The sequence below is a fragment of the Pseudomonas sp. MF08875 genome (assembly GCF_059862525.1).
On record NZ_JCBCUW010000005.1, the window covers coordinates 61,061 to 82,233 of the forward strand.

The window sequence follows — 21,173 nt, forward strand, 5'->3', positions numbered from 1 at the left end:
TTGGGTGGGGGCTCCGGGCGTGGGGAGCGGGGTTGTTGGCGATAGTTTCAGCGTGCCGTGCAGGTAATACCCCGTTGGCTGGCTGGTGGGCAAGCTTAGTCCTACAGAATCTATGGACTTTACTTAGATTATTTTCAGAAATGCCCCCGTGTTTACGGCATAAGCGTCACCTGACGCGCAGCCCTGCACGTTTGTGCCGGTAAAAGGTAAACTCCGCCCCCTGCGCAGGAGCAACCATGAACTATCGTCACGCCTTCCACGCCGGCAACCACGCCGACGTCTTCAAACACCTGACCTTGACCCGCCTCATCGCCCTGATGTCGCGCAAGGAGCAGCCGTTCGCCTACCTCGACACCCACGCCGGGATCGGCCTGTACGACCTGCAGGGCGACCAGGCCAGCCGTACCGGTGAGTACCTGGAAGGCATCGCGCGGCTGTGGGGCGAGGCTGACCTGCCGCCGCTGGCCGCCGACTATATGCGCGTGCTGCACGAGATGAACCCCGATGGCCAATTGCGCTACTACCCCGGCTCCCCAGAGCTGGCGCGGCGCCTGACCCGCCCTCAGGACCGCGTGTTGCTCAACGAGAAACACCCCGAGGACGGTGTGTTGCTCAAGGACAACATGAAGGGCGACCGCCGGGTGAAGGTTCACCTGGGCGAGGGCTGGCACGTGCCACGGGCCATGCTGCCGGTGCCGGAGAAGCGGGCGGTGATGCTGATCGACCCGCCGTTTGAGCAACTCGACGAAATGCAGCGCTGCGCCGCGTCCCTCAAGGAAGCAGTGGGGCGCATGCGCCAGACCGTCGCGGCGATCTGGTACCCGGTCAAGGACCAGCGTGCCCTGCGTCGCTTCTACCAGGACCTGGCCGGCACCGGTGCGCCGAAGTTGCTGCGGGTGGAGTTGCTGGTGCATCCGCTGGACACGCCCAGCAGCCTCAATGGCTCGGGGCTGGCCATCGCCAACCCGCCGTGGGGCCTGGAAGAGGAACTGCGCGAGTTGCTGCCGTGGCTATCCAAGAAACTGGGCCAGACCCAGGGCGGGTGGCAGATGGATTGGCTTATTGAGGAATAAGAGTGGTGAGCGGCAAGTTTCAAGCGGCAAGTAGGGAGAGGAACCCGCGCTTGCAGCGTTTAGCTTGCCGCTGCGATCTTCAGATTGGGCAGGTCACGCCCGTGCCGCCGATCCCGCAATAGCCCTGGGGGTTTTTCGCCAGGTACTGCTGGTGGTAGGCCTCGGCGAAGTACACGGTCGGCGCTTCGTCAATTTGCGTAGTGATATCGCCCAGGCCGGCCTTGGTCAGCGCTTGCTGATAGGCCTGTGCGCTGGCTTTTGCCGCGTCCAGTTGTTCTGGCGTGGTGGCGTAGATCACCGAGCGGTATTGGCTGCCGATGTCGTTGCCCTGGCGCATGCCCTGGGTTGGGTTGTGCAGTTCCCAGAACATTTTCAACAGGTCTTCGTATTTGAGTTTGGCCTGGTCGTAGACCACCAGCACCACTTCGCTGTGGCCGGTCATGCCCGAGCAAACTTCTTCGTAGGTCGGGTTCGGCGTGAAGCCGCCGGCATAGCCGACCACGGTGCTGACCACGCCGTCGCGTTGCCAGAATTTGCGTTCTGCGCCCCAGAAACAGCCGAGGCCAAAGATCGCAAACCCCACATCGTCCATAAACGGACCCAGCAGCGGGTTGCCGTTGACGAAGTGGGTTTCAGGCAGGGCCATCGGTGTTTCGCGCCCGGGCAGGGCTTGTTCTTTGGTTGGAAGCACGTTTTTGTTCACCAGGATTTCCGAGCGCAAGACCATGTTCAGTCCCCTCAGTCAGGTTGAGTTGTAAATAGACAGACCGCCAGTGTGCCCGAGTGTTACCGCGCTGTCAGGCGATTGGGCCGCGGGGGTAGCGCTTGAGCTTCTCCACCAGCTCTGCGCCGGGGATGGGCCGGTCGAACAGGTAGCCCTGGCCGACGTCGCAGCGGTGGCGGCGCAGGAAGGCCAGTTGCTCGGCGGTTTCGATGCCTTCGGCGACGACCTTGAGCTTGAGGTTGTGGGCCATGGCGATCACTGCGGAGGTGATTTCCATGTCGTCCTGGTTGTCCGGGATTTCGTTGATGAAGCTGCGATCGATCTTGATGATGTCGATCGGGAATTTCTTCAGGTAACTCAGCGACGAATAGCCGGTGCCGAAGTCGTCCATGGCCAGGGTCAGGCCCAGTTTTTTGAGCTGGTCCAGTTGCTGGTGCGTGTCTTCCGTGGCTTCGAGCAGCAAGCCCTCGGTCAATTCCAGCTCCAGCAGCGAGGGTGGCAGTTGCTCTTCCTTGAGGATGCTGGCGATGGAGGCCACCAGGTCCGGGTCGGAAAACTGCTTGGGTGACAGGTTGATCGCCACTTGCAGGTTGCCCAGGCCACTGGCGGTCAGTTGTTTGCTCATGCGGCAGGCCTGGCGGGCGATCCATTTGCCGATCGGGATGATGAGCCCGGTTTCTTCGGCGACGCTGATGAATTGGTCGGGGCGGATCATGCCCTTTTCCGGGTGGTTCCAGCGCAGCAGTGCTTCCATGCCCAGCAGGCGGCCGCTGCGCAGGCACAGCTTGGGCTGGTAGAACACGTCCAGTTCGTTCTGGGTCAGGGCGCGGCGCAGGTTGTTTTCCACGAACAGTTTGTAGCTGGCTTCGGCGTTCAGCGCCTCGGTGAACACCTGCACCTGATGCTTGCCGTTGGCCTTGGCCTTGTGCAGCGCCAGGCCGGCGTTGCGCATCAGGGTTTGCGGGTCGCGGCCGTGCAGGGGCGCGCAGGCCAGGCCCACGGAGCCGGTGACGCTGATGAGTTGGTTGTCGACGAACATCGGTTTGTCGAGGGTCATCAGCAACTGGCTGGCCACTTGCTGGCCGCCTTCGAGGTCGGTGTTGTCCAGCAGCACCGCGAACTCGTTACTGGCAAACCGCGCCAGGCTGCCAGTGGGGCTCAGGCTATTGCGCAGGCGCCGGGCCAGGCTTATCAGCAACTTGTCGCCGGTCTGGTGGCCGAGGCTGTCGTTGATCCGCTTGAAGTTGTCGATGTCTACCAGCAGCAGGCTGATGGGCGTATCGCTGTCGCGGGCGAAGCGCTCGTCCAGGTTGCGGATGAAGGCGGGGCGGTTACCCAGGTTGGTCAGGTTGTCGGTGTAGGCCAGGCGTTCGATGCGCTGCTGGGCGAGCTTGGTTTGGGTGATGTCTTCGTAAATGCCGATGTAGTGGGTCAGCTCGCGGTTGTCGCCATACACCTTGGAGATGGACAACTGGCCCCAGTAGGGCTCCAGGTTTTTGCGTCGGCTCTTGAATTCGCCCTGCCAACTGTTGCTCTTGACCAGGTTGGACTGGGCGTCGAACAGCAATTCGCTGAGGTTCTCCAGCGCCGGCAGCTCCGAGAGCTTGTGGCCGTGGACTTCTTCGGTGCTGTACTGGGTGATCGCGGTGAAACTGGGGTTGACGTATTCCACCACGCCCTCGCTGCTGACCAGCAAAAAGGCGTTGGCGCTTTGCTCGACGGCGCGCTGGAACAGGTGCAGGGCGCTGGTGGCGGTACGGCGGTTGTGGTTGTTGATGACCTGGGCGAACTGGTCGGCCAATTCGCCGGCAAAAGCGATTTCGTCGGACTGCCAGGCGCGGGTTACGCCGGTCTGTTCCAGGCACAGCACGCCGACGACCTGGCCATCGACGCGGATGCTGGCGTCGAGCAGGGCGTTCACATCCCGCGGGCGCAGGCTTTCGGCCATCTCCCGGGTGCGTGGGTCGCGCATGGCGTTGTTGGCGTCAATGGCGCGGCTGGTGTGCAGGGCTTCGAGGTAGCTGGGAAAACCGCTGGCGTCGAGCGGCGCCGGCACGCGGTACTCCTGGGAGCTGCGGTTGTAGGCCGAGATCGGCACCAGTTGCTGGCCATCGAGGTTCCAGATACTGGCGCTGTCGATCTGGTAGATGTCGCAGGCGCTGCGGGTAATCAGTTCGGCCGCTTCTTGCAGCGAATTGCCGGTGCTGTAGCGCTGGCGAGCCAGCAGCAGGATCAGCTCTTGCTGGGCGCGCACGCGCTCCAGGTGTTGGAGTTGCTCCTGCTGGGCGCGCTGGTTGAGTTCCAGGGCAATCTGCAGGCGGCTGTTCTGGGTTTCCAGGTCCAGGCACGGGGTGGTGGCGATGCCGTCGAACAGACCGTCCACCACCATCAGGTAGCCGCGCAGCAAGTGGCGATTGTGCTGCTTATAGGCTTCGCCCAACTCCAGCAGGCTCAACTCGCCCAGAGCGGTGTGCAGGGTGTAACGCACCAGATAGTGAGGGCTCTGGGCCAGTTGCTGCTGGATGGTGTCGTGCAACTGATAGCGCGCTTGCGGTTCCATCAGGCTGGCGTAGGGCGAGCCCACCAAGGCGCAGAGTTCGACGGCAGGCAGGCCGAACTGGCGTTCGCAATTGGGGTCCAGAAACAGCAGCGCCCAGCTAGCCTCATTCAGCCGCTCGAAACGCAGCATGCCGAGCCGCGAGGGCACGGGCAACTGCGTCACTACCTCGGCCGCCAGGCGAGTGGCGACATCAGGTTGGCTTTTCATGGGGAAACTCGCTTCGAAAATGCTGATCGCGCCGGGCTCACGCCCTCTTTACTGTTGCCTGCGGCAAGGTTGCATGATGCACAGCAGGCTGACAAGAGAGGATGAAGGCTAAGTGCTATAACAGGCTATCGGCAGGCGAGCGGTTTTCTCCAGAACATTGCCAAAGCCTGACTCAGGTCAACGGCCGCGGGGGACCGCCGACCGGTAATCAAGGGTTCAGCGCAGGGGGATTGCCACCGATTCGAGAAGTTCTCCGCTGATGCCTTGGAAGTTCACCAGCACCTGTGTTTGCTGGATGCTGATGTGCGCAAAGTTGTCCTGGCTGATAACCGCGCTGGTCAGGGTGGGCGTGTAGTGGTCCGCCGACACGCTCTCCAGTGGGCGGTCAAGGATGAAGTCGCTGGTTTTGGCGTAGGGCAGGAGTTTGGAGTTGCAAAACGGCGAAGACACGATGGTGTGCACCAGAAAGTCTGCATCCTGGGTGTGGGTCAGTGCGCAGGTCATGGAGCCATGGACATCGCCGGCGATGAAAATGACGTTTTGGATGCGGTGTGCCTGGATGGTGTCGAGAATCCGTTGGCGCTGGTCGGGGAAGAATTTCCAAGTGTCATCGCCATCGTTCTTGGCGTCGGGAAAAAACATCACGGTGGTGACGATGAACTTAACTCGGGCTTGGCTAGTGATGAGCCATTTAAGTAAGGCGGCCTCCTGTTCTTCGTCAAGTATGCGCCGGTTATTGGCGCTTAGTGATCTGCGGGTGCGGGTATCGAGCACGAACCATTCACAGTCGCCATTGGTGAATTGATAACCGTAGTGACTTGCAGGGGCGTGGCTAGAACCAACTTGCTCTGGTTGGGGGCCGTGGCTGTGTTGGTAAATCTCATAGGCGCGAATGGCATTGTCGTAGAGTGAGTTATCGGCACGGCTTTTTTTCGCGGGCCAGTTATCTTCAATTTCGTGGTCATCAAGAATCATGTAAGTAGGAACGTTGGCCATGAGGTTCTTGATATGGGGCTGGGAAAATGCGAGGCGATACTTATGCAGTATTTGGTTGTAACTTCGGTCGGGGGCGGCAAAGTTGAGGTCGTCCAAATAGACTTGGTCACCGATCATCAGTAAGCCGTCCAGTGGCGTGCTGGAATGCTCGGACAGTTCGTGAATGGATTTGAAAATACGATCTCCGAGTGCCGGCGCAGAGGGTATGCCCAGGGTAACCCGCAGGTAGCGACAGGAGCCGATGACGTAGGTCAGTTCGGTGTCTTTTTGGCGGGTAGCGGTCTTGAACGAATAGAGCGCTTCAGGCCAGTCCAGTGATAGATCGTTGGGGAAACCCGTGACGTCTTTGTCATGGGGGGCGCTGAACCAGCCTGCCTGGAATTCATAGCGGGCATCCTCACGCAGGTCATCCAAGGCAATGACGGCGGTCATGTCTTGCTGTTCGAAAAGCTCCGCAAAATGTGGGTCCGACCAAGAATCTGTGCCGCGCAGGCGATAACGCAGGGCGCAATAAGATGACTCTGAGGGAACGTGTTCGCCCCGTAGAAATATGCGTGTGCTGTGCAGCGTTGTATGGCCGACAATAGGCCCGACAGTGGCGCTAATCATATTCGAATCCTTTCGATATATGGGGGGTGGGTTTTTTCTCCGAGTGGGAGTGCGTGAATAAAGGCTAGTAAGTTGCGCAGGGTTGCTGTTTTAGAAAGAGCGCCAATTGCTGTGTTCTATTGGACTTTATAGGTTGCACACTTTGCTTTGCCTGGGTGGGCTGAAGGTAACTGTGGTGTGGGAAAGTTCAGGCTTGCTGTCAGGCCTCTAAGAGTGATGAGGATATTGGCGGGCAAAAAAAGCCCCGCCACAGGGGCGGGGTTGAGGTACGAGCGTGGCGCTCGGAAAACGTGGAGCCCAACGGCCCTGCGCAAGGCAGGGCCGGCGGGTGTTACAGCAGGATGGTGCGGATATCGGCCAGCAGGTCGCTCAGACGCTTGGTGAAGCGTGCGGCGGCTGCGCCGTTGATGACACGGTGATCGTAGGACAGCGACAACGGCAGCATCAGTTTCGGCTGGAAGGCTTTGCCATCCCAGACGGGCTGGATGGTGGCCTTGGAGACACCGAGGATCGCCACTTCCGGGGCGTTGACGATCGGCGTGAAACCGGTGCCGCCAATGTGCCCGAGGCTGGAAATGGTGAAGCAGGCGCCTTGCATGTCGTCGGCGGTGAGCTTCTTGTCGCGCGCCTTGGCGGCCAGCGCAGCGGCCTCGGCGGCCAGTTGTAGCAAGCTCTTCTGGTCGACGTTTTTGATGACCGGCACCAGCAGGCCTTCGGGGGTGTCGACGGCGAAGCCGATGTGCACGTACTTCTTGCGGATGATCGCCTTGCCACTCGGGGCCAGGGAACTGTTGAAGTCCGGCATTTCCTTGAGCAGGTGCGCGCAGGACTTGAGCAGCAGTGGCAGCACGGTGAGCTTGACGCCGGCCTTTTCGGCCACGGCTTTCTGTGCGACACGGAAGGCTTCCAACTCGGTGATGTCAGCCTGGTCGAACTGGGTCACGTGGGGGATGTTCAGCCAGCTGCGGTGCAGGCTCGACGCGCCGATCTGCATCAGGCGAGTCATCGGCACTTCTTCGGTTTCGCCGAAGCGGCTGAAATCCACTACCGGGATCGGAGGGATGCCCGCGCCGCCGGTCGCACCGGCCGGTGCTTCCTTGGCCTTCTGCATCATGGCTTTGACGTAGACCTGCACGTCTTCTTTGAGCACGCGACCGTGGGGGCCGGTAGGGCTGACGGCGCTCAGTTCAACGCCGAACTCACGGGCCAGTTGGCGCACCGCAGGGCCGGCGTGAGCCTTGGCACCGCTTGGCGCTGGCGCAGCCACCGGGGCTGGCGCGGCTTCGGCCTTGGCGGCCGGCGCAGGTGCGGCGGCAGGCGCTTCAGCCTTGGGCGCAGGTGCCGCAGCGGCAGGCGCTGGGGCGGCCGGGGCAGCAGCGCCCTGGACCTTGAGCTTGAGGATGAAGTCGCCAGTACCGACTTCGTCTTCGAGCTTGACGCCGATGCTTTCCACGATGCCGGCAGCCGGCGACGGGATTTCCATGCTGGCCTTGTCCGACTCAAGGGTAATCAGCGACTGGTCGGCCTCGACGCTGTCGCCGACCTTGACCAGTAGCTCGATGATCTTGGCCTTGCCCGAGGAACCGATGTCCGGGACGTGGATGTCCTGGACAGTCGCGGCCGCCGGTGCAGCGGCCGGTGCCGCAGGGGCCTGGGCAGCAGCCGGTTTTTCCGCGGGTGCGGGGGCTGCGGCAGGCGTGGTGGCCTCAGGTGCCGCAGCAGCGGCGCCCTCGACTTCCAGCTCCAGCAGTTCGTCGCCTTCTTTGAGGCGGTCGCCCAGTTTCACTTTCAGGCTCTTGACCACGCCGGCCTTGGGAGCAGGGATTTCCATGCTCGCCTTGTCCGACTCCAGGGTCAGGATGCTCTGGTCGGCTTCGATGGTGTCGCCGACTTTGACAAACAGTTCAATGACTTCACCTTCACCGCTGCCGATGTCAGGTACGCGAATGAGTTCGCTCACAAAAATTCTCCTCAGCAGTCCAGTGGGTTGCGTTTTTCCGGGTTGATACCGAACTTGACGATGGCCTCGGCCACCACCTTGGGTTCGATGTCACCACGGTCAGCCAAGGCTTCCAGGGCTGCCAACACCACGAAGTGACGGTCAACCTCGAAGAAGTGACGCAGCTTTTTGCGGCTGTCACTGCGGCCGAAACCATCGGTGCCCAGGACTTTGAACTCCTTGGACGGGACCCACTGGCGAATCTGTTCGGCGAACAACTTCATGTAGTCGGTGGAGGCGATGACCGGACCCTTACGGCCGCTCAGGCACTCTTCGACGTAGCTCAGCGCAGGCTTCTGGCCTGGGTGCAGGCGGTTGCTGCGCTCCACGGCGAGGCCGTCGCGACGCAGTTCGTTGAAGCTGGTCACGCTCCATACGTCGGCGCCGATGTTGAACTCTTCGCGCAGGATCTTCGCCGCTTCGCGCACTTCACGCAGGATGGTGCCGGAGCCCATCAGTTGCACGTGGTGGGCCGCTTCGCGGGTGTCTTCTTCAAGCAGGTACATGCCCTTGACGATGCCTTCCTCGACATCGGCCGGCATGGCTGGCTGCTGGTAGGACTCGTTCATCACGGTGATGTAGTAGAAAACGTCCTGTTGCTCTTCGGTCATTTTCTTCATGCCGTCCTGGATGATGACCGCCAGCTCATAGCCGTAGGTCGGATCAAAGGTACGGCAGTTCGGGATGGTGCCCGCCAGGATGTGGCTGTGACCGTCTTCGTGTTGCAGGCCTTCGCCGTTGAGCGTGGTGCGCCCGGCGGTGCCACCGATCAGGAAACCACGGGTGCGGCTGTCGCCAGCGGCCCAGGCCAGGTCGCCAATGCGCTGGAAGCCGAACATCGAGTAGAAGATGTAGAACGGCAGCATCGGCTGGTTGTGGCTGGAGTACGACGTACCGGCAGCGATGAAGGAACTCATGGCGCCCGCTTCGTTGATGCCTTCTTCGAGGATCTGGCCCTTCTTGTCTTCGCGGTAGAACATCACCTGGTCTTTATCGACGGGCTCGTAGAGCTGGCCGACGGAGGAGTAGATGCCCAGTTGGCGGAACATGCCTTCCATGCCGAAGGTACGGGCTTCGTCCGGGATGATCGGCACGATGCGTGGGCCGATTTCCTTGTCCTTGACCAGTTGCGCCAGGATGCGCACGAAGGCCATGGTGGTGGAGATTTCACGGTCGCCCGAGCCGTCCAGGATCGCCTTGAGGGTGTCCAGGGGCGGCGTCGGGATGCTGATGCTCTTGGCGCGGCGCTGTGGCACGAAACCACCCAGTGCGGTGCGGCGTTCGCTCAGGTAACGGGCTTCGGCGCTGCCTTCTTCGGGTTTGAAGAACGGCAGGTTTTCCAGCTCATCGTCCTTGACCGGGATGTCGAAGCGGTCGCGGAACAACTTCAGGCTGTCGACATCGACTTTCTTGGTGTTGTGCGCGGTGTTCTTCGCTTCGCCGGCGCCAGTGCCATAACCCTTGATGGTCTTGGCCAGGATCACGGTCGGCTGTTCTTTGTGGTTGACCGCTTGGTGGTACGCCGCGTAGACCTTGTACGGGTCGTGGCCGCCACGGTTGAGCTTCCAGATCTCGTCGTCGGACAAGTCGGCAACCATCGCCTTGAGTTCAGGGGTGTTGAAGAAGTGCTCACGGACGAACGCGCCGTCCTTGGCCTTGTAGTTCTGGTATTCGCCGTCGATGACTTCGTCCATGCGACGTTGCAGGATACCGTCCACGTCCTTGGCCAGCAGTGGGTCCCAGAAACGGCCCCAGATGACTTTGGTCACGTTCCACTGGGCGCCACGGAACACGCCTTCGAGTTCCTGGATGATCTTGCCGTTGCCGCGAACCGGGCCGTCGAGGCGCTGCAGGTTGCAGTTGATGACGAAGATCAGGTTGTCGAGCTTCTCGCGGCCGGCCAGGGAGATGGCGCCCAGGGATTCGGGCTCGTCGCACTCGCCGTCACCCAGGAAGCACCAGACTTTCTGCTTGCCGGCGGGGATGAAGCCGCGCGCTTCCAGGTACTTCATGAAGCGTGCCTGGTAGATCGCCTGGATCGGGCCCAGGCCCATGGACACGGTGGGGAACTGCCAGAAATCAGGCATCAGCCAAGGGTGCGGGTACGACGAGAGGCCGCCACCGTCCACTTCCTGGCGGAAGTTGTTCATTTGCTCTTCGGTAATGCGGCCTTCCATGAACGCACGGGCGTAGACGCCTGGCGAGGTGTGGCCCTGGAAGTAGATCAGGTCGCCGCCGTGTTCGTCGGTGGGGGCCTGGAAGAAGTAGTTGAAGCCGATGTCATACAGGGTTGCGCTGGAGGCGAAGCTGGAGATGTGACCGCCCAGGTCAGAATCTTTCAAGTTCGTGCGCATCACCATGGCCATCGCGTTCCAGCGTACCAGCGAGCGAATGCGGCGTTCCATGAACAGGTCGCCAGGCATGCGTGCTTCGTGGGTAACGGGGATGGTGTTGCGGTACGGCGTGGTGATGGCGTAGGGCAGTTGCGAGCCGCTGCGGGTCGCGAGTTCGCCCATACGGGTCATCAGATAGTGAGCACGGTCTTCGCCTTCTTTGTCGAGAACCGATTCCAGGGCGTCCAGCCATTCCTGGGTTTCGACGGGATCGAGGTCTTGCATGGCTTGCTCCAGGGCGGAAAGGCTACCAGAATCGGTTGCCTGAGTTTGCGACTGGCCTTGTGGGCAGACGACATAAAATTCTTGGATGGCCGGCAGGTTGTTCCGGCGTCGTGTAGTTTTACTACAAATCGTCGGCCATTTCAGCCCTTCGGATGTATAGACGAGTAGTAAAACTACAGAAGAGTGACCCGTCTGCTCCTATTGGTTGATGAGAAAAAACGTTATTGCAGGTCTTTGTCGAGCAATGAAAGGTGACGGGTTGATGTTCGCTACCAAAAAAATACAGTTTTCAGCTATTTCTAACTTTTGTTGGACAGTCAGTCAGGTAGCGCTTTTCGGGCGTTCACTACATTGCCCTCTTTCTAATGCCGACCAAGGATAGACCATGAGCCTGCCCCCGTTGACCGAACTGCCGGCCATTCTCCTGCCATTGGTCAGCCGCGCCGAGCAGGCGTTTCGCGCCGCCGTGGCAGCCCTTGACGATGACCATGGCCTGGCCGCCTGGCCCGCCGAGCGTTGGGCGGCCTTTGCCCGCGTCACGGCAGCCAGCGACTTCGTGATTGAACAGAGTGTGCGTGACCCTTTGATGTTGCTGGCGCTGGTGCAGTCCGGCGAGTTGGACCGCGCCTATGGGCCGGGCGAGTTGTGCGCGCAGATCGCCAGCACCGTGGCGGCCGCCGACACCGATGATGAGCTGGCTCGCATCCTGCGCCGCCAGCGCACGCGCCACCAGGTGCGGATCATCTGGCGCGACCTGACCCGCCAGGCTGACCTGGTGCAGACCTGCCGCGACCTTTCGGACATGGCCGACGCCTGCATCGACCAAGCCTATCAATGGTTGTACCTGCGCCATTGCCAACAGTTCGGCACGCCCACCGGCGCGCGCAGCGGCGAGCCGCAGCCGATGGTAATCCTGGGCATGGGCAAGTTGGGTGCGGTGGAACTCAACCTGTCTTCGGACATCGACCTGATCTTCGCCTACCCCGAGGGCGGCGAGACGGTGGGGGTCAAGCGTGCGCTGGACAACCAGGAGTTCTTCATCCGCCTGGGCCAGCGCCTGATAAAAGCCCTCGACCCGATGACCGTCGATGGCTTCGTTTTTCGCGTCGATATGCGCCTGCGGCCCTATGGCTCGTCCGGTGCCCTGGTGCTGAGCTTCAATGCGCTGGAGCAGTACTACCAGGACCAGGGCCGTGACTGGGAACGCTACGCGATGATTAAGGCGCGGGTGGTGGCGGGCGACCAAGTGGCCGGCGGGCATCTGCTCGACCTGCTGCGGCCCTTCGTTTACCGGCGTTACCTGGACTTCTCCGCGATCGAAGCGCTGCGCACCATGAAGCAGTTGATCCAGCAGGAAGTGCGGCGCAAGGGCATGGCCGACAACATCAAGCTTGGCTCCGGCGGCATCCGCGAGGTGGAGTTCATCGCCCAGGCCTTTCAACTGATCCACGGCGGCCGCGACCTGAGCCTGCAACAGCGGCCTCTATTAAAGGTGCTTGGCACTCTCGAAGGGCAGGGCTACCTGCCGCCGGCAGTGGTCGGCGAGCTGCGCGAAGGTTATGAGTTCCTGCGTTACACCGAGCACGCGATCCAGGCGATTGCCGACCGCCAGACCCAAATGCTCCCCGATGGCGAGCAGGATCAGGCGCGCATCGCCTTCATGCTCGGCTTTACCGACTGGGCGGCGTTCCACGAACAACTGATGTACTGGCGCAGCCGGGTGGATTGGCATTTCCGCCAGGTTATCGCCGACCCGGATGAAGACGAAGGCGAGGAAAGCGAAGTGGTGGTCGGCGGCGAATGGCTGCCGCTGTGGGAGGACGCCCAGGACGAAGAGGCCGCGTGCCGGCAATTGCACGAGGGCGGTTTTGTCGATGGCCCCAAAGCCCTCAAAGCCTTGGCCGGCCTGCGTGGTAGCCCGCAGTTGCGGGCCATGCAGCGCTTGGGCCGCGAGCGCCTGGATGCGTTCATTCCCCGTTTGCTGGCCCAGGCTGTAGAGCACGCCAACCCGGACCTGGTGCTCGAACGGGTACTGCCGCTGGTGGAAGCGGTGGCGCGGCGTTCGGCCTACCTGGTGCTGCTCACGGAAAACCCTGGGGCCTTGCGCCGCCTGCTGACGCTATGTGCCGCCAGCCCCTGGATCGCCGAGCAGATCACCCGTTTTCCGCTGCTGCTCGACGAGTTGCTCAACGAGGGGCGCCTGTTCAAGCCGCCCCTGGCGCCGGAGTTGGCCGCCGAATTGCGCGAGCGCCTGACGCGCATTCCCGAGGATGACTTGGAGCAGCAGATGGAGGCCCTGCGCCATTTCAAACTGGCCCACCGTTTGCGCGTCGCAGCCTCGGAAATCGCCGGCAGCCTGCCGTTGATGAAAGTCAGCGACTACCTGACCTGGCTCGCCGAGGCGATTCTCGAACAAGTGCTGGCCCTGGCCTGGCGTCAGACCGTGGCCAAGTACGGCGTGCCGCAACGCACCGACGGCACCCTGTGCGACCCGGGCTTCATCATCGTCGGCTACGGCAAGGTGGGTGGCCTGGAGCTGGGCCACGGCTCGGACCTGGACCTGGTGTTCATCCACGACGGCGACCCGCAGGCCGAGACCGATGGCGCCAAACCCATCGACGGCGCGCAGTTTTTCACCCGTCTGGGCCAGCGCATCATTCACCTACTGACCACCCAGACCAACTCCGGCCAGCTTTACGAAGTGGACATGCGCCTGCGACCTTCGGGCGCATCCGGGCTGCTAGTCAGCTCCCTCGGCGCCTTCGAGCGCTATCAGTTGAACGAGGCCTGGACCTGGGAGCACCAGGCCCTGGTGCGGGCGCGGGTGTTGGTGGGCAGTGAGGAGGTGGGCCTCGCCTTCGAGCAGGTGCGCGCCCGGGTACTGGGGCGCGAGCAGGATCTGCCCAAGCTGCGCCAGGAAGTCAGCGAGATGCGCGCCAAGATGCGCGACAACCTCGGCACCAAGGCCACGGCGGCCGGCACGGGCGCCAATGCCTTCCAGGCCAGCGCACCGTTCGACCTCAAGCAGGACGCCGGAGGTATCGTCGATATTGAATTTATGGTGCAATACGCCGCTTTGGCGTGGTCTGCGCAACATCCGTCGTTGCTGCGCTACACCGACAATATCCGCATTCTGGAAGGGCTGGAGCAGGTAGGGCTGATGCCCGTGGCCGATGCCAGCCTGCTGCGCGAGGTGTACAAGGCCTACCGCGCCGCCGCGCACCGCCAGGCCTTGCAGAACGAGGCTGGCGTGGTGGCAGGGGACCAGTTCGTGGACGAACGCCAGCAAGTCCTGCGGATTTGGCGCGAGCTGGGGCTAAGCTGATGCGGGCGACGCACATCTAATGTGCGAGCGGCGCCCCACTGGGGGCGCCGCTTCACAATGACTATCGAGGCGGGGAGGCGTAAGCCTCCCCGTATCGTTTGTGGGAACTACATGAATATCCTGATCGTTGGACCCAGTTGGGTCGGTGACATGGTGATGGCGCAGACACTGTTCCAGTGCCTCAAGCAACGTCACCCGCAGTGCGAAATCGACGTGCTGGCCCCCGAGTGGAGCCGGCCGATCCTGGAACGCATGCCCGAAGTTCGCCAGGCCCTGAGTTTCCCCCTCGGCCACGGCGCCCTGGAGCTGGCGACGCGTCGGCGCATCGGCAAAACCCTGGCGGGCCAATACGACCAGGCGATCCTGCTGCCCAATTCGCTGAAATCGGCGTTGGTGCCGTTCTTCGCCGGCATCCCCCAGCGCACCGGTTGGCGTGGCGAGTTCCGCTACGGCCTACTCAACGACGTGCGCCGCCTCGACAAAGAACGCTACCCGCTGATGATCGAGCGCTTCATGGCCCTGGCCTACGCGCCGGGCGCCGAGTTGCCTACGCCTTACCCGCGCCCGGCCCTGCAAATCGACCCGCTGACCCGCGATGCAGCCCTGGCCAAGTTCGGCCTGAGCCTGGATCGCCCGGTGCTGGCCCTGTGCCCGGGCGCTGAGTTCGGCGAGTCCAAGCGCTGGCCGTCGGAGCACTACGCCAAGGTCGCGGAGCTGAAAATCCGCGAAGGCTGGCAGGTCTGGCTATTTGGCTCGAAAAACGACCACAGCGTCGGCGAAGACATCCGCAACCGCCTGATCCCGGGGCTGCGCGAGGAGGCGATGAACCTCAGTGGCGGCACCTCGCTGGCCGAAGCCATCGACCTGCTGTCCTGCGCGGACGCGGTGGTGTCCAACGATTCCGGGCTGATGCACGTGGCGGCCGCGCTGAACCGCCCATTGGTGGCGGTGTACGGTTCGACCTCGCCGGGGTTCACCCCGCCGCTGGCCGACCAGGTTGAAATCGTACGCCTGGGCCTCGATTGCAGCCCCTGTTTTGACCGCACCTGCCGTTTCGGCCATTACAACTGCCTGCGCCAATTGATGCCGCAACCGGTGGTGGACGCCTTGCAGCGCTTGCACAGCGCCCCGGTCGAGGTCCGTTAAGTTGCGGGTATTGCTCATCAAGACCTCGTCCCTGGGCGACGTCATCCACACCTTGCCCGCCCTGACGGACGCCGCCCGTGCCATCCCCGGCATCACCTTCGATTGGGTGGTGGAAGAAGGCTTCGCCGAGATCCCCACTTGGCACCCGGCCGTGGGCAAGGTGTTGCCCGTGGCGATCCGCCGCTGGCGGCAGAACCTCTGGCAAACCTTCAAAAGTGGCGAATGGCGGCGCTTCAAGCAAAGCGTGCGCGCCAACAAATACGACCTAGTGATCGACGCCCAGGGCCTGCTCAAAAGTGCCTGGCTGACCCGCTATGTTCGCGCCCCGGTGGCCGGTTTCGATCGCCAGTCGGCCCGCGAGCCGTTGGCGGCGCGCTTCTATTCCCGGCGCTTGGCAGTGGCCCGTGGGCAGCATGCGGTTGAACGCCTGCGCCAGTTGTTCGCCGTGGCCCTGGGCTACGACTTGCCCAAGGGCTTGGGCGACTACGGTTTGAGCATCGAGAAACTGGTGGAGCTGCCGCGTCGCCAGCCGTTCGTGCTGTTCTTGCACGGCACCACCTGGGACACCAAGCACTGGCCCGAAGCCTATTGGCGCGAGTTGGCCGAACGCGTGGGCCACCATGGCTTGGAAGTGAAGCTGCCGTGGGGTAACCCGGCGGAAAAGGCCCGGGCCGAGCGCATCGCCAGCGGTTTTCCCCATGCCCAGGTGCTGCCCAAATTGAACCTGGCCGGTGTGGCCAAAGTGTTGGCCGCCGCCCAGGCGTGCGTGGCGGTGGATACCGGGTTAGGCCACTTGGCCGCGGCGCTGGACGTGCCGACCATCTCCCTGTTCGGCCCCACCAACGTCGGCCTGACTGGCGCCTACGGCAAGAGCCAGGTGCACCTGGCCAGCGATTTTCCCTGCGCGCCGTGCCTGCAAAAAAAATGCACTTATCAACCGACTGCGCGGGACCAGCAGCGGTTCGATCTCAAGCGCGAGTGGCCGCTGTGCTTCACTCGCGTCAATCCCGAGCGTGTTGCTAGCCGTTTAAGCACGTTGTTACTGGCTGAGGAATTGCGCTGATGCAACTGGCTTTCGTCCTTTATAAATACTTCCCGTTTGGCGGTTTGCAGCGCGACTTCATGCGCATCGCCCTGGAGTGCCAGCAGCGCGGGCACCAGATCCGCGTCTACACCCTGATCTGGGAAGGCGATATCCCGCCCGGTTTCGAGGTGCTGGTGGCGCCGGTCAAGGCGTTCTTCAATCACAGGCGCAACGAAAAACTCACCGAATGGATGCAGGCCGACCTGGCCCGCCGCCCGGTGGACCGCTTGATCGGCTTCAACAAAATGCCCGGCCTGGACGTCTACTACGCCGCCGACGGCTGTTTTGAAGACAAGGCGCAAACCCTGCGCAACCCGCTGTACCGCCGCTGGGGCCGCTACCGGCACTTTGCCGAGTACGAGCGGGCGGTGTTCGGCAAAGACGCGAAAACCCAGGTGCTGATGATCTCCGAGGTGCAACAACCGCTGTTCATCAAGCACTACGACACGCCGCTGGAGCGCTTCCACCTGCTGCCCCCGGGCATCGCCCAGGACCGCCGCGCACCGGCCAATGCCGACGAAATCCGTGCGCAGTTCCGCCGTGAGTTCAACTTGGGCGACAGCGACCTGCTGCTGGTGCAGATCGGCTCCGGGTTCAAGACCAAGGGCGTGGACCGCAGCCTCAAGGCCCTGGCGGCGCTGCCGGCGGAACTGAAAAAACGCACGCGGCTGTTTGTAATCGGCCAGGACGACCCCAAGGTATTCCAATTGCAAAGTGCCACATTGGGCTTGGGCGACCAGGTGCAGTTCCTCAAGGGGCGCAGCGACATCCCGCGCTTCTTGCTGGGCGCCGACCTGTTGATCCACCCGGCGTACAACGAAAACACCGGCACCGTGCTGCTCGAAGCCGTGGTGGCGGGGTTGCCGGTGTTGGTCAGCGCGGTGTGCGGTTATGCCCACTACATCCGCGAGGCGGACGCGGGCCTGGTGCTGGACGAACCCTTCGACCAAGCCCAATTGGCGCAGTACCTGGCCACCATGTTGGCCGACGATGCGGCCCGTAAGGCCTGGAGCCTCAACGGCCTGGCCTTCGCCGACACGGCCGACCTCTACAGCATGCCGCAGCACGCGGCAGATGTGATTTTGGCGGAGCAAGCGCAATGAAACTGATTCTCGCCGAACCGTTCAAGCGCCTTTGGGCCGGGCGCGATGCGTTCACCGAAGTCGAAGCCTTGAGCGGCCAGGTTTACCGCGAACTGGAGGCCCGCCGCACCCTGCGCACCGAGGTCGAAGGGCGCGGCTATTTCGTGAAAATCCACCGCGGCATCGGTTGGGGCGAAATCTTCAAAAACCTGCTCACCGCCAAGCTGCCGGTACTCGGTGCCGGCCAGGAATGGCGGGCGCTGGAACGCTTGCATCAGGCCGGCGTGCCGACCATGACCGCCGTGGCCTATGGCGAGCGGGGCAGCAACCCGGCGGACCAGCATTCGTTCATCGTGACCGAAGAACTGGCGCCGACCATCAGCCTCGAAGACTTCAGCCTCGACTGGCGCGCCCACCCGCCGGCGCCGCGCCTCAAGCGTGCGCTGATCGACGAAGTGGCGCGCATGACCGGCATGATGCACCGCGCCGGGGTCAACCACCGCGACTGCTACATCTGCCACTTCCTGCTGCACACCGACAAACCGGTGCGCGCCGACGACCTCAAACTGTCGGTCATCGACCTGCACCGCGCCCAGACCCGCCCGGCCATTACCAAGCGCTGGCGCAACAAGGACCTGGCCGCGCTCTACTTCTCGGCGCTGGACATCGGCCTGACCCCGCGTGACAAGCTGCGCTTTCTCAAGGGCTATTTCCTGCTGCCGTTGCGCCAGATCCTGCGCGACGAAGCGCCCTTGCTGTCGCGCCTGGAGGGCCGGGCCAAGAAACTCTACGAGCGCAAGCAGCGTTACGGAGATGCGCTCTGATGGCGGGTTGGAACCTGGAGCCGGCCTACCGTCACCTGGACCAGGACTTCGGCAGCCTGGACGCCGTATTTGCCCTCAAGGGCGAACGCCTGACCCACGACCCCTTGTCGGAAGTGATCCGCGTCGAACGTGGCGGCATTCACTACTACGTCAAGCGCTACAGGGGCGCCGGCAAGGGCCTGCGCCGTTACCTGGGCAAGCCGCGGGTCAAGGCCGAATGGCAGAACCTCAAGCGCTTCGCCAAGTGGGGCATCCCCACCGCCGACGTCATTGCCTGGGGCCTGGAACGCAAAGGCCTGGCCTATGACCGCGGGGCGATGATTACCCGCGAGCTGCCGCACACCGAAGACCTGTCGGCCCTGGCCAAGCGCCAGGACCCGCGCCTCAAGGACCGGGCCTGGGTCGATGGCCTGAGCCGGCAACTGGCGCTCTACACTCGGGCGATGCACGAGCATTGCTTTACTCACAACGACCTGAAGTGGCGCAACCTGTTGATCGATAAAGAGGATCGCCTCTATCTGATCGACTGCCCCAACGGTGATTTCTGGCGCGGCTTCTGGCTCAAATACCGTATTACCAAGGACTTGGCGTGCCTGGACAAAGTGGCCAAATATCATCTTTCGGCCACCCAGCGCCTGCGCTTTTACCTGCAATACACCCAACGCTTGCGCCTCAATGCGGCGGATAAGCAGCGGGTGCGGCACGTGGTGAGATTTTTCGAGGGGCGCGAATGATGGACTTTATGTCGGCGCAGGATCGCGCCTTGCTGGAACGTCATGGCCTGGGCACTTTCGACGCGCTCTGGGCCAAAGAGCTTGAGGCGGTGGACGAGCCCAACAGTAGCCGTGGCGGCTGGAGCAGCGTGTATCGCCTGGACCTGGAAGGGCAGGGCTTCTACCTCAAGCGCCAGAGCAACTACCTGACCCGCACCTTGCATCGCCCGTTTGGCGAGCCGAGCTTCGCCCGGGAGTTTCGTAATATCAGCCGTTACCAGCGCCTGGGCATCCCCGCGTTGGAGGCGGCGTTTTTCGGCGAGCGCAAAGTGCCCGGCGAAACCCGTGCGCTGCTGCTGACCCGGGCCCTGGACGGCTGGGACGACCTCGATTCGCTGTTGCAGCGCTGGGCCGAGCTGAGCGCTGTACAGCACCGGGCAATTTTGCAGGCCTGTGGCGTGCTGGCCCGCCAACTGCACGGCTTGCGCCAGATCCACGGCTGCTTCTACCCCAAGCACATCTTTTTGCAGGCCAGTGGCGACGGTTACCAGGCCCAGTTGATCGACCTGGAGAAAACCCGGCCCCTGCTGTTTGGCGTGCGCGACCGGGTCAAGGACCTGGAGCCCTTGTTGCGCCGCACGGCGCGAGTATGGAATGCGGCGGATGTACGCATATTGCTGGCGGCCTACCTGGACCAGCCCACCGACAGCACCCTGGTGGACGCCTGGCTCGTACGCCTGGGCGCACGCAGTAGCCATAAGGAGGCCCGTTGATGGGTTTGTCCGAACTCAAAAATGCCGGTCGCACGCCCGCGCTACCCATCAGCCTGACCCTGGCCGACGCCGCGGGGCCTGCTGATTTGCAGTTGCTCAGCCTGTTGCGGGTATTGCCGGGCCAGCGTTATGTGGGGGCTGGGGTCTGGCGCGGGCGGGCGGTGCTGGCCAAGTTGCTGGTGGGCAGCAAGGCTGCGCGGCATTTTCAGCGTGAACTGGCCGGTGTGCGTTTGCTCGCCGAACAGGGCCTGACCACGCCGCTGCTGTTGGCCGATGGCTTGCAGGAAGGCGCGGGCGGCTGGCTGTTGTTCGAGTACCTGGAAGGCGCGCAGAGCCTGGGCGAGGCCTGGCAAGCGGTACAAGCCCTGCCGGTGCTGGCCGACGAGCAAGTCGCGGTGCTGGGCGAAGCCCTGGCCGCCATCGGCCAGTTGCACGCCAAAGGCCTGTGGCAGGAAGACCTGCACCTGGATAACCTGCTGCGCCACGGCGGTGAGCTGTATTTGATCGACGGTGCGGGGATCTGCGCCGAACAGGCCGGTAAACCCCTGTCGCGGGACAAGGTGCTGGAAAACCTCGGGGTGTTTTTCGCCCAGTTGCCCAAGGCCCTGGAGCCCTTCACCGAAGAGCTGCTGGTGCATTACCTGCTCAGCAACGGCGAGCACGCCTTGCCCCTCGAATCCCTGCAAAAGCAGGTCGATCGCGTGCGGGCCTGGCGCCTGCGCGATTGGCTGAAAAAGGTTGGCCGCGAATGCACCCTGTTCGCCGTGCAGCGTGGTGCGTTTATGTTGCGCGCCATCCGCCGCGAAGAAGAAGCGGCCATGTTGCCGGTGCTGGAGCAGGCCGACGCCTTGCTCGACCAGGGCCACCTGTATAAAACCGGCGGCGCGGCCAGCGTGGGCCGGGTGGACGTGGCGGGGCGCACCCTGCTTATCAAGCGCTACAACATCAAGGGCTTTGCCCACTGGCTCAAGCGCTTCTGGCGCCCGAGCCGCGCCTGGCACTCCTGGCGTGAAGGCAATCGCCTGGTGTTCCTGGGGATCGCCACGCCCAAGCCACTGGCCTTGCTGGAAAAACGCTTTCTGTGGCTACGCCGTAGCGCTTACCTGGTGACCGAGTACCTGCCGGGCCCGGACATTCTCGAGCGCTTTGCCCCCTACGTGGCCAGCGGTGCCGCGCCCGAGCGTGAGTTGCAGGCGTTGGATCAACTGTTCGCCGAATTGATCCGCGAGCGCATCAGCCACGGCGATTTCAAGGGCCACAACCTGTTCTGGCACGAGGACCGCTGGGCGCTGATCGACTTGGATTCGATGTGCCAGCACTCATCCGCCAGCAGCTTCGCCCCGGCCTACGCCCGCGACCGCGCGCGGTTCATGCGTAACTGGGCGCCGGACAGCGCCCTGTACCGGGTGATCGACCAGCGCTTACCTCGGTAAGCCCTGG

Annotated in this window: 14 protein-coding genes; 9 read left to right on the forward strand and 5 right to left on the reverse strand. The window is 62.9% G+C overall.

The genetic code is table 11. The annotated features are described in order from the left end of the window. The first annotated feature begins 236 nt into the window (after positions 1 to 236). Positions 237 to 1,073, forward strand: coding sequence for a 23S rRNA (adenine(2030)-N(6))-methyltransferase RlmJ (locus AC19YT_RS04325; RefSeq protein ID WP_095109296.1), 837 nt, complete (start codon positions 237 to 239; stop codon positions 1,071 to 1,073). Positions 1,074 to 1,152: 79 nt separating this feature from the next. On the opposite strand, the gene msrA is transcribed toward AC19YT_RS04325, so the two are convergent. From msrA to aceE, 5 genes are all read right to left on the reverse strand, one after another. Continuing rightward, the gene (gene msrA, locus AC19YT_RS04330; RefSeq protein WP_500609817.1) at positions 1,153 to 1,800 is read right to left on the reverse strand and encodes a peptide-methionine (S)-S-oxide reductase MsrA; all 648 of its coding nucleotides are present in this window, start codon (positions 1,798 to 1,800) and stop codon (positions 1,153 to 1,155) included. A gap of 70 nt (positions 1,801 to 1,870) precedes the next feature. Beyond that, a complete protein-coding gene (locus AC19YT_RS04335; protein WP_500609818.1) occupies positions 1,871 to 4,564 on the reverse strand; it encodes a putative bifunctional diguanylate cyclase/phosphodiesterase in 2,694 nt (897 codons plus the stop codon). Positions 4,565 to 4,780: 216 nt separating this feature from the next. Continuing rightward, positions 4,781 to 6,169 carry an alkaline phosphatase D family protein gene (locus AC19YT_RS04340; RefSeq protein WP_500598942.1) on the reverse strand — a complete coding sequence of 463 codons (1,389 nt, stop codon included), beginning with the start codon at positions 6,167 to 6,169 and terminating at the stop codon, positions 4,781 to 4,783. Positions 6,170 to 6,500: 331 nt separating this feature from the next. Further along, positions 6,501 to 8,129, reverse strand: coding sequence for a dihydrolipoyllysine-residue acetyltransferase (gene aceF / locus AC19YT_RS04345; protein WP_095109300.1), 1,629 nt, complete (start codon positions 8,127 to 8,129; stop codon positions 6,501 to 6,503). Positions 8,130 to 8,140: 11 nt separating this feature from the next. Next, positions 8,141 to 10,786, reverse strand: a complete 2,646-nt coding sequence (gene aceE, locus AC19YT_RS04350; protein WP_500609819.1) for a pyruvate dehydrogenase (acetyl-transferring), homodimeric type — start codon at positions 10,784 to 10,786, stop codon at positions 8,141 to 8,143. Positions 10,787 to 11,171: 385 nt separating this feature from the next. Here aceE and glnE point away from each other — a divergent pair, with 385 nt between their 5' ends. From glnE to AC19YT_RS04390, 8 genes are all read left to right on the forward strand, one after another. After that, complete coding sequence (gene glnE / locus AC19YT_RS04355) at positions 11,172 to 14,111, forward strand: bifunctional [glutamate--ammonia ligase]-adenylyl-L-tyrosine phosphorylase/[glutamate--ammonia-ligase] adenylyltransferase (RefSeq protein WP_500609820.1); 2,940 nt, start codon at positions 11,172 to 11,174, stop codon at positions 14,109 to 14,111. A 111-nt stretch (positions 14,112 to 14,222) separates the two neighbouring features. After that, the gene (gene waaF / locus AC19YT_RS04360) at positions 14,223 to 15,257 is read left to right on the forward strand and encodes a lipopolysaccharide heptosyltransferase II (protein WP_095109303.1); all 1,035 of its coding nucleotides are present in this window, start codon (positions 14,223 to 14,225) and stop codon (positions 15,255 to 15,257) included. 1 nt (position 15,258) lies between these two features. Continuing rightward, on the forward strand, positions 15,259 to 16,320 hold the full coding sequence (gene waaC, locus AC19YT_RS04365; RefSeq protein WP_095109304.1) for a lipopolysaccharide heptosyltransferase I: 1,062 nt from the start codon (positions 15,259 to 15,261) through the stop codon (positions 16,318 to 16,320). Beyond that, complete coding sequence (locus AC19YT_RS04370; protein WP_500598938.1) at positions 16,320 to 17,444, forward strand: glycosyltransferase family 4 protein; 1,125 nt, start codon at positions 16,320 to 16,322, stop codon at positions 17,442 to 17,444. The genes waaC and AC19YT_RS04370 overlap by 1 nt, the downstream gene beginning before the upstream one ends. Continuing rightward, a complete protein-coding gene (gene rfaP / locus AC19YT_RS04375; protein WP_095109306.1) occupies positions 17,441 to 18,247 on the forward strand; it encodes a lipopolysaccharide core heptose(I) kinase RfaP in 807 nt (268 codons plus the stop codon). The genes AC19YT_RS04370 and rfaP overlap by 4 nt, the downstream gene beginning before the upstream one ends. After that, positions 18,247 to 18,981: a lipopolysaccharide kinase InaA family protein gene (locus tag AC19YT_RS04380; protein WP_095109307.1), complete on the forward strand. Its 735-nt coding sequence runs from the start codon at positions 18,247 to 18,249 to the stop codon at positions 18,979 to 18,981. Before rfaP ends, AC19YT_RS04380 begins: the two co-directional genes overlap by 1 nt. Next, positions 18,978 to 19,733: a lipopolysaccharide kinase InaA family protein gene (locus AC19YT_RS04385; RefSeq protein ID WP_095109308.1), complete on the forward strand. Its 756-nt coding sequence runs from the start codon at positions 18,978 to 18,980 to the stop codon at positions 19,731 to 19,733. The genes AC19YT_RS04380 and AC19YT_RS04385 overlap by 4 nt, the downstream gene beginning before the upstream one ends. Beyond that, positions 19,733 to 21,166 carry a lipopolysaccharide kinase InaA family protein gene (locus AC19YT_RS04390; protein WP_500609821.1) on the forward strand — a complete coding sequence of 478 codons (1,434 nt, stop codon included), beginning with the start codon at positions 19,733 to 19,735 and terminating at the stop codon, positions 21,164 to 21,166. Before AC19YT_RS04385 ends, AC19YT_RS04390 begins: the two co-directional genes overlap by 1 nt. Positions 21,167 to 21,173 lie beyond the last annotated feature (7 nt).

Excerpts from the sequence above, each read along its gene's own strand:
- rfaP (WP_095109306.1), top strand. The coding sequence starts at position 17,441 with ATGAAACTGATTCTCGCCGAACCGTTCAAGCGCCTTTGGGCCGGGCGC.
- glnE (WP_500609820.1), top strand. The coding sequence starts at position 11,172 with ATGAGCCTGCCCCCGTTGACCGAACTGCCGGCCATTCTCCTGCCATTG.
- aceE (WP_500609819.1), bottom strand. The coding sequence starts at position 10,786 with ATGCAAGACCTCGATCCCGTCGAAACCCAGGAATGGCTGGACGCCCTG.
- AC19YT_RS04370 (WP_500598938.1), top strand. The coding sequence starts at position 16,320 with ATGCAACTGGCTTTCGTCCTTTATAAATACTTCCCGTTTGGCGGTTTG.
- AC19YT_RS04390 (WP_500609821.1), top strand. The coding sequence starts at position 19,733 with ATGGGTTTGTCCGAACTCAAAAATGCCGGTCGCACGCCCGCGCTACCC.
- waaF (WP_095109303.1), top strand. The coding sequence starts at position 14,223 with ATGAATATCCTGATCGTTGGACCCAGTTGGGTCGGTGACATGGTGATG.
- msrA (WP_500609817.1), bottom strand. The coding sequence starts at position 1,800 with ATGGTCTTGCGCTCGGAAATCCTGGTGAACAAAAACGTGCTTCCAACC.
- AC19YT_RS04385 (WP_095109308.1), top strand. The coding sequence starts at position 18,978 with ATGATGGACTTTATGTCGGCGCAGGATCGCGCCTTGCTGGAACGTCAT.
- AC19YT_RS04380 (WP_095109307.1), top strand. The coding sequence starts at position 18,247 with ATGGCGGGTTGGAACCTGGAGCCGGCCTACCGTCACCTGGACCAGGAC.
- AC19YT_RS04325 (WP_095109296.1), top strand. The coding sequence starts at position 237 with ATGAACTATCGTCACGCCTTCCACGCCGGCAACCACGCCGACGTCTTC.
- AC19YT_RS04340 (WP_500598942.1), bottom strand. The coding sequence starts at position 6,169 with ATGATTAGCGCCACTGTCGGGCCTATTGTCGGCCATACAACGCTGCAC.
- AC19YT_RS04335 (WP_500609818.1), bottom strand. The coding sequence starts at position 4,564 with ATGAAAAGCCAACCTGATGTCGCCACTCGCCTGGCGGCCGAGGTAGTG.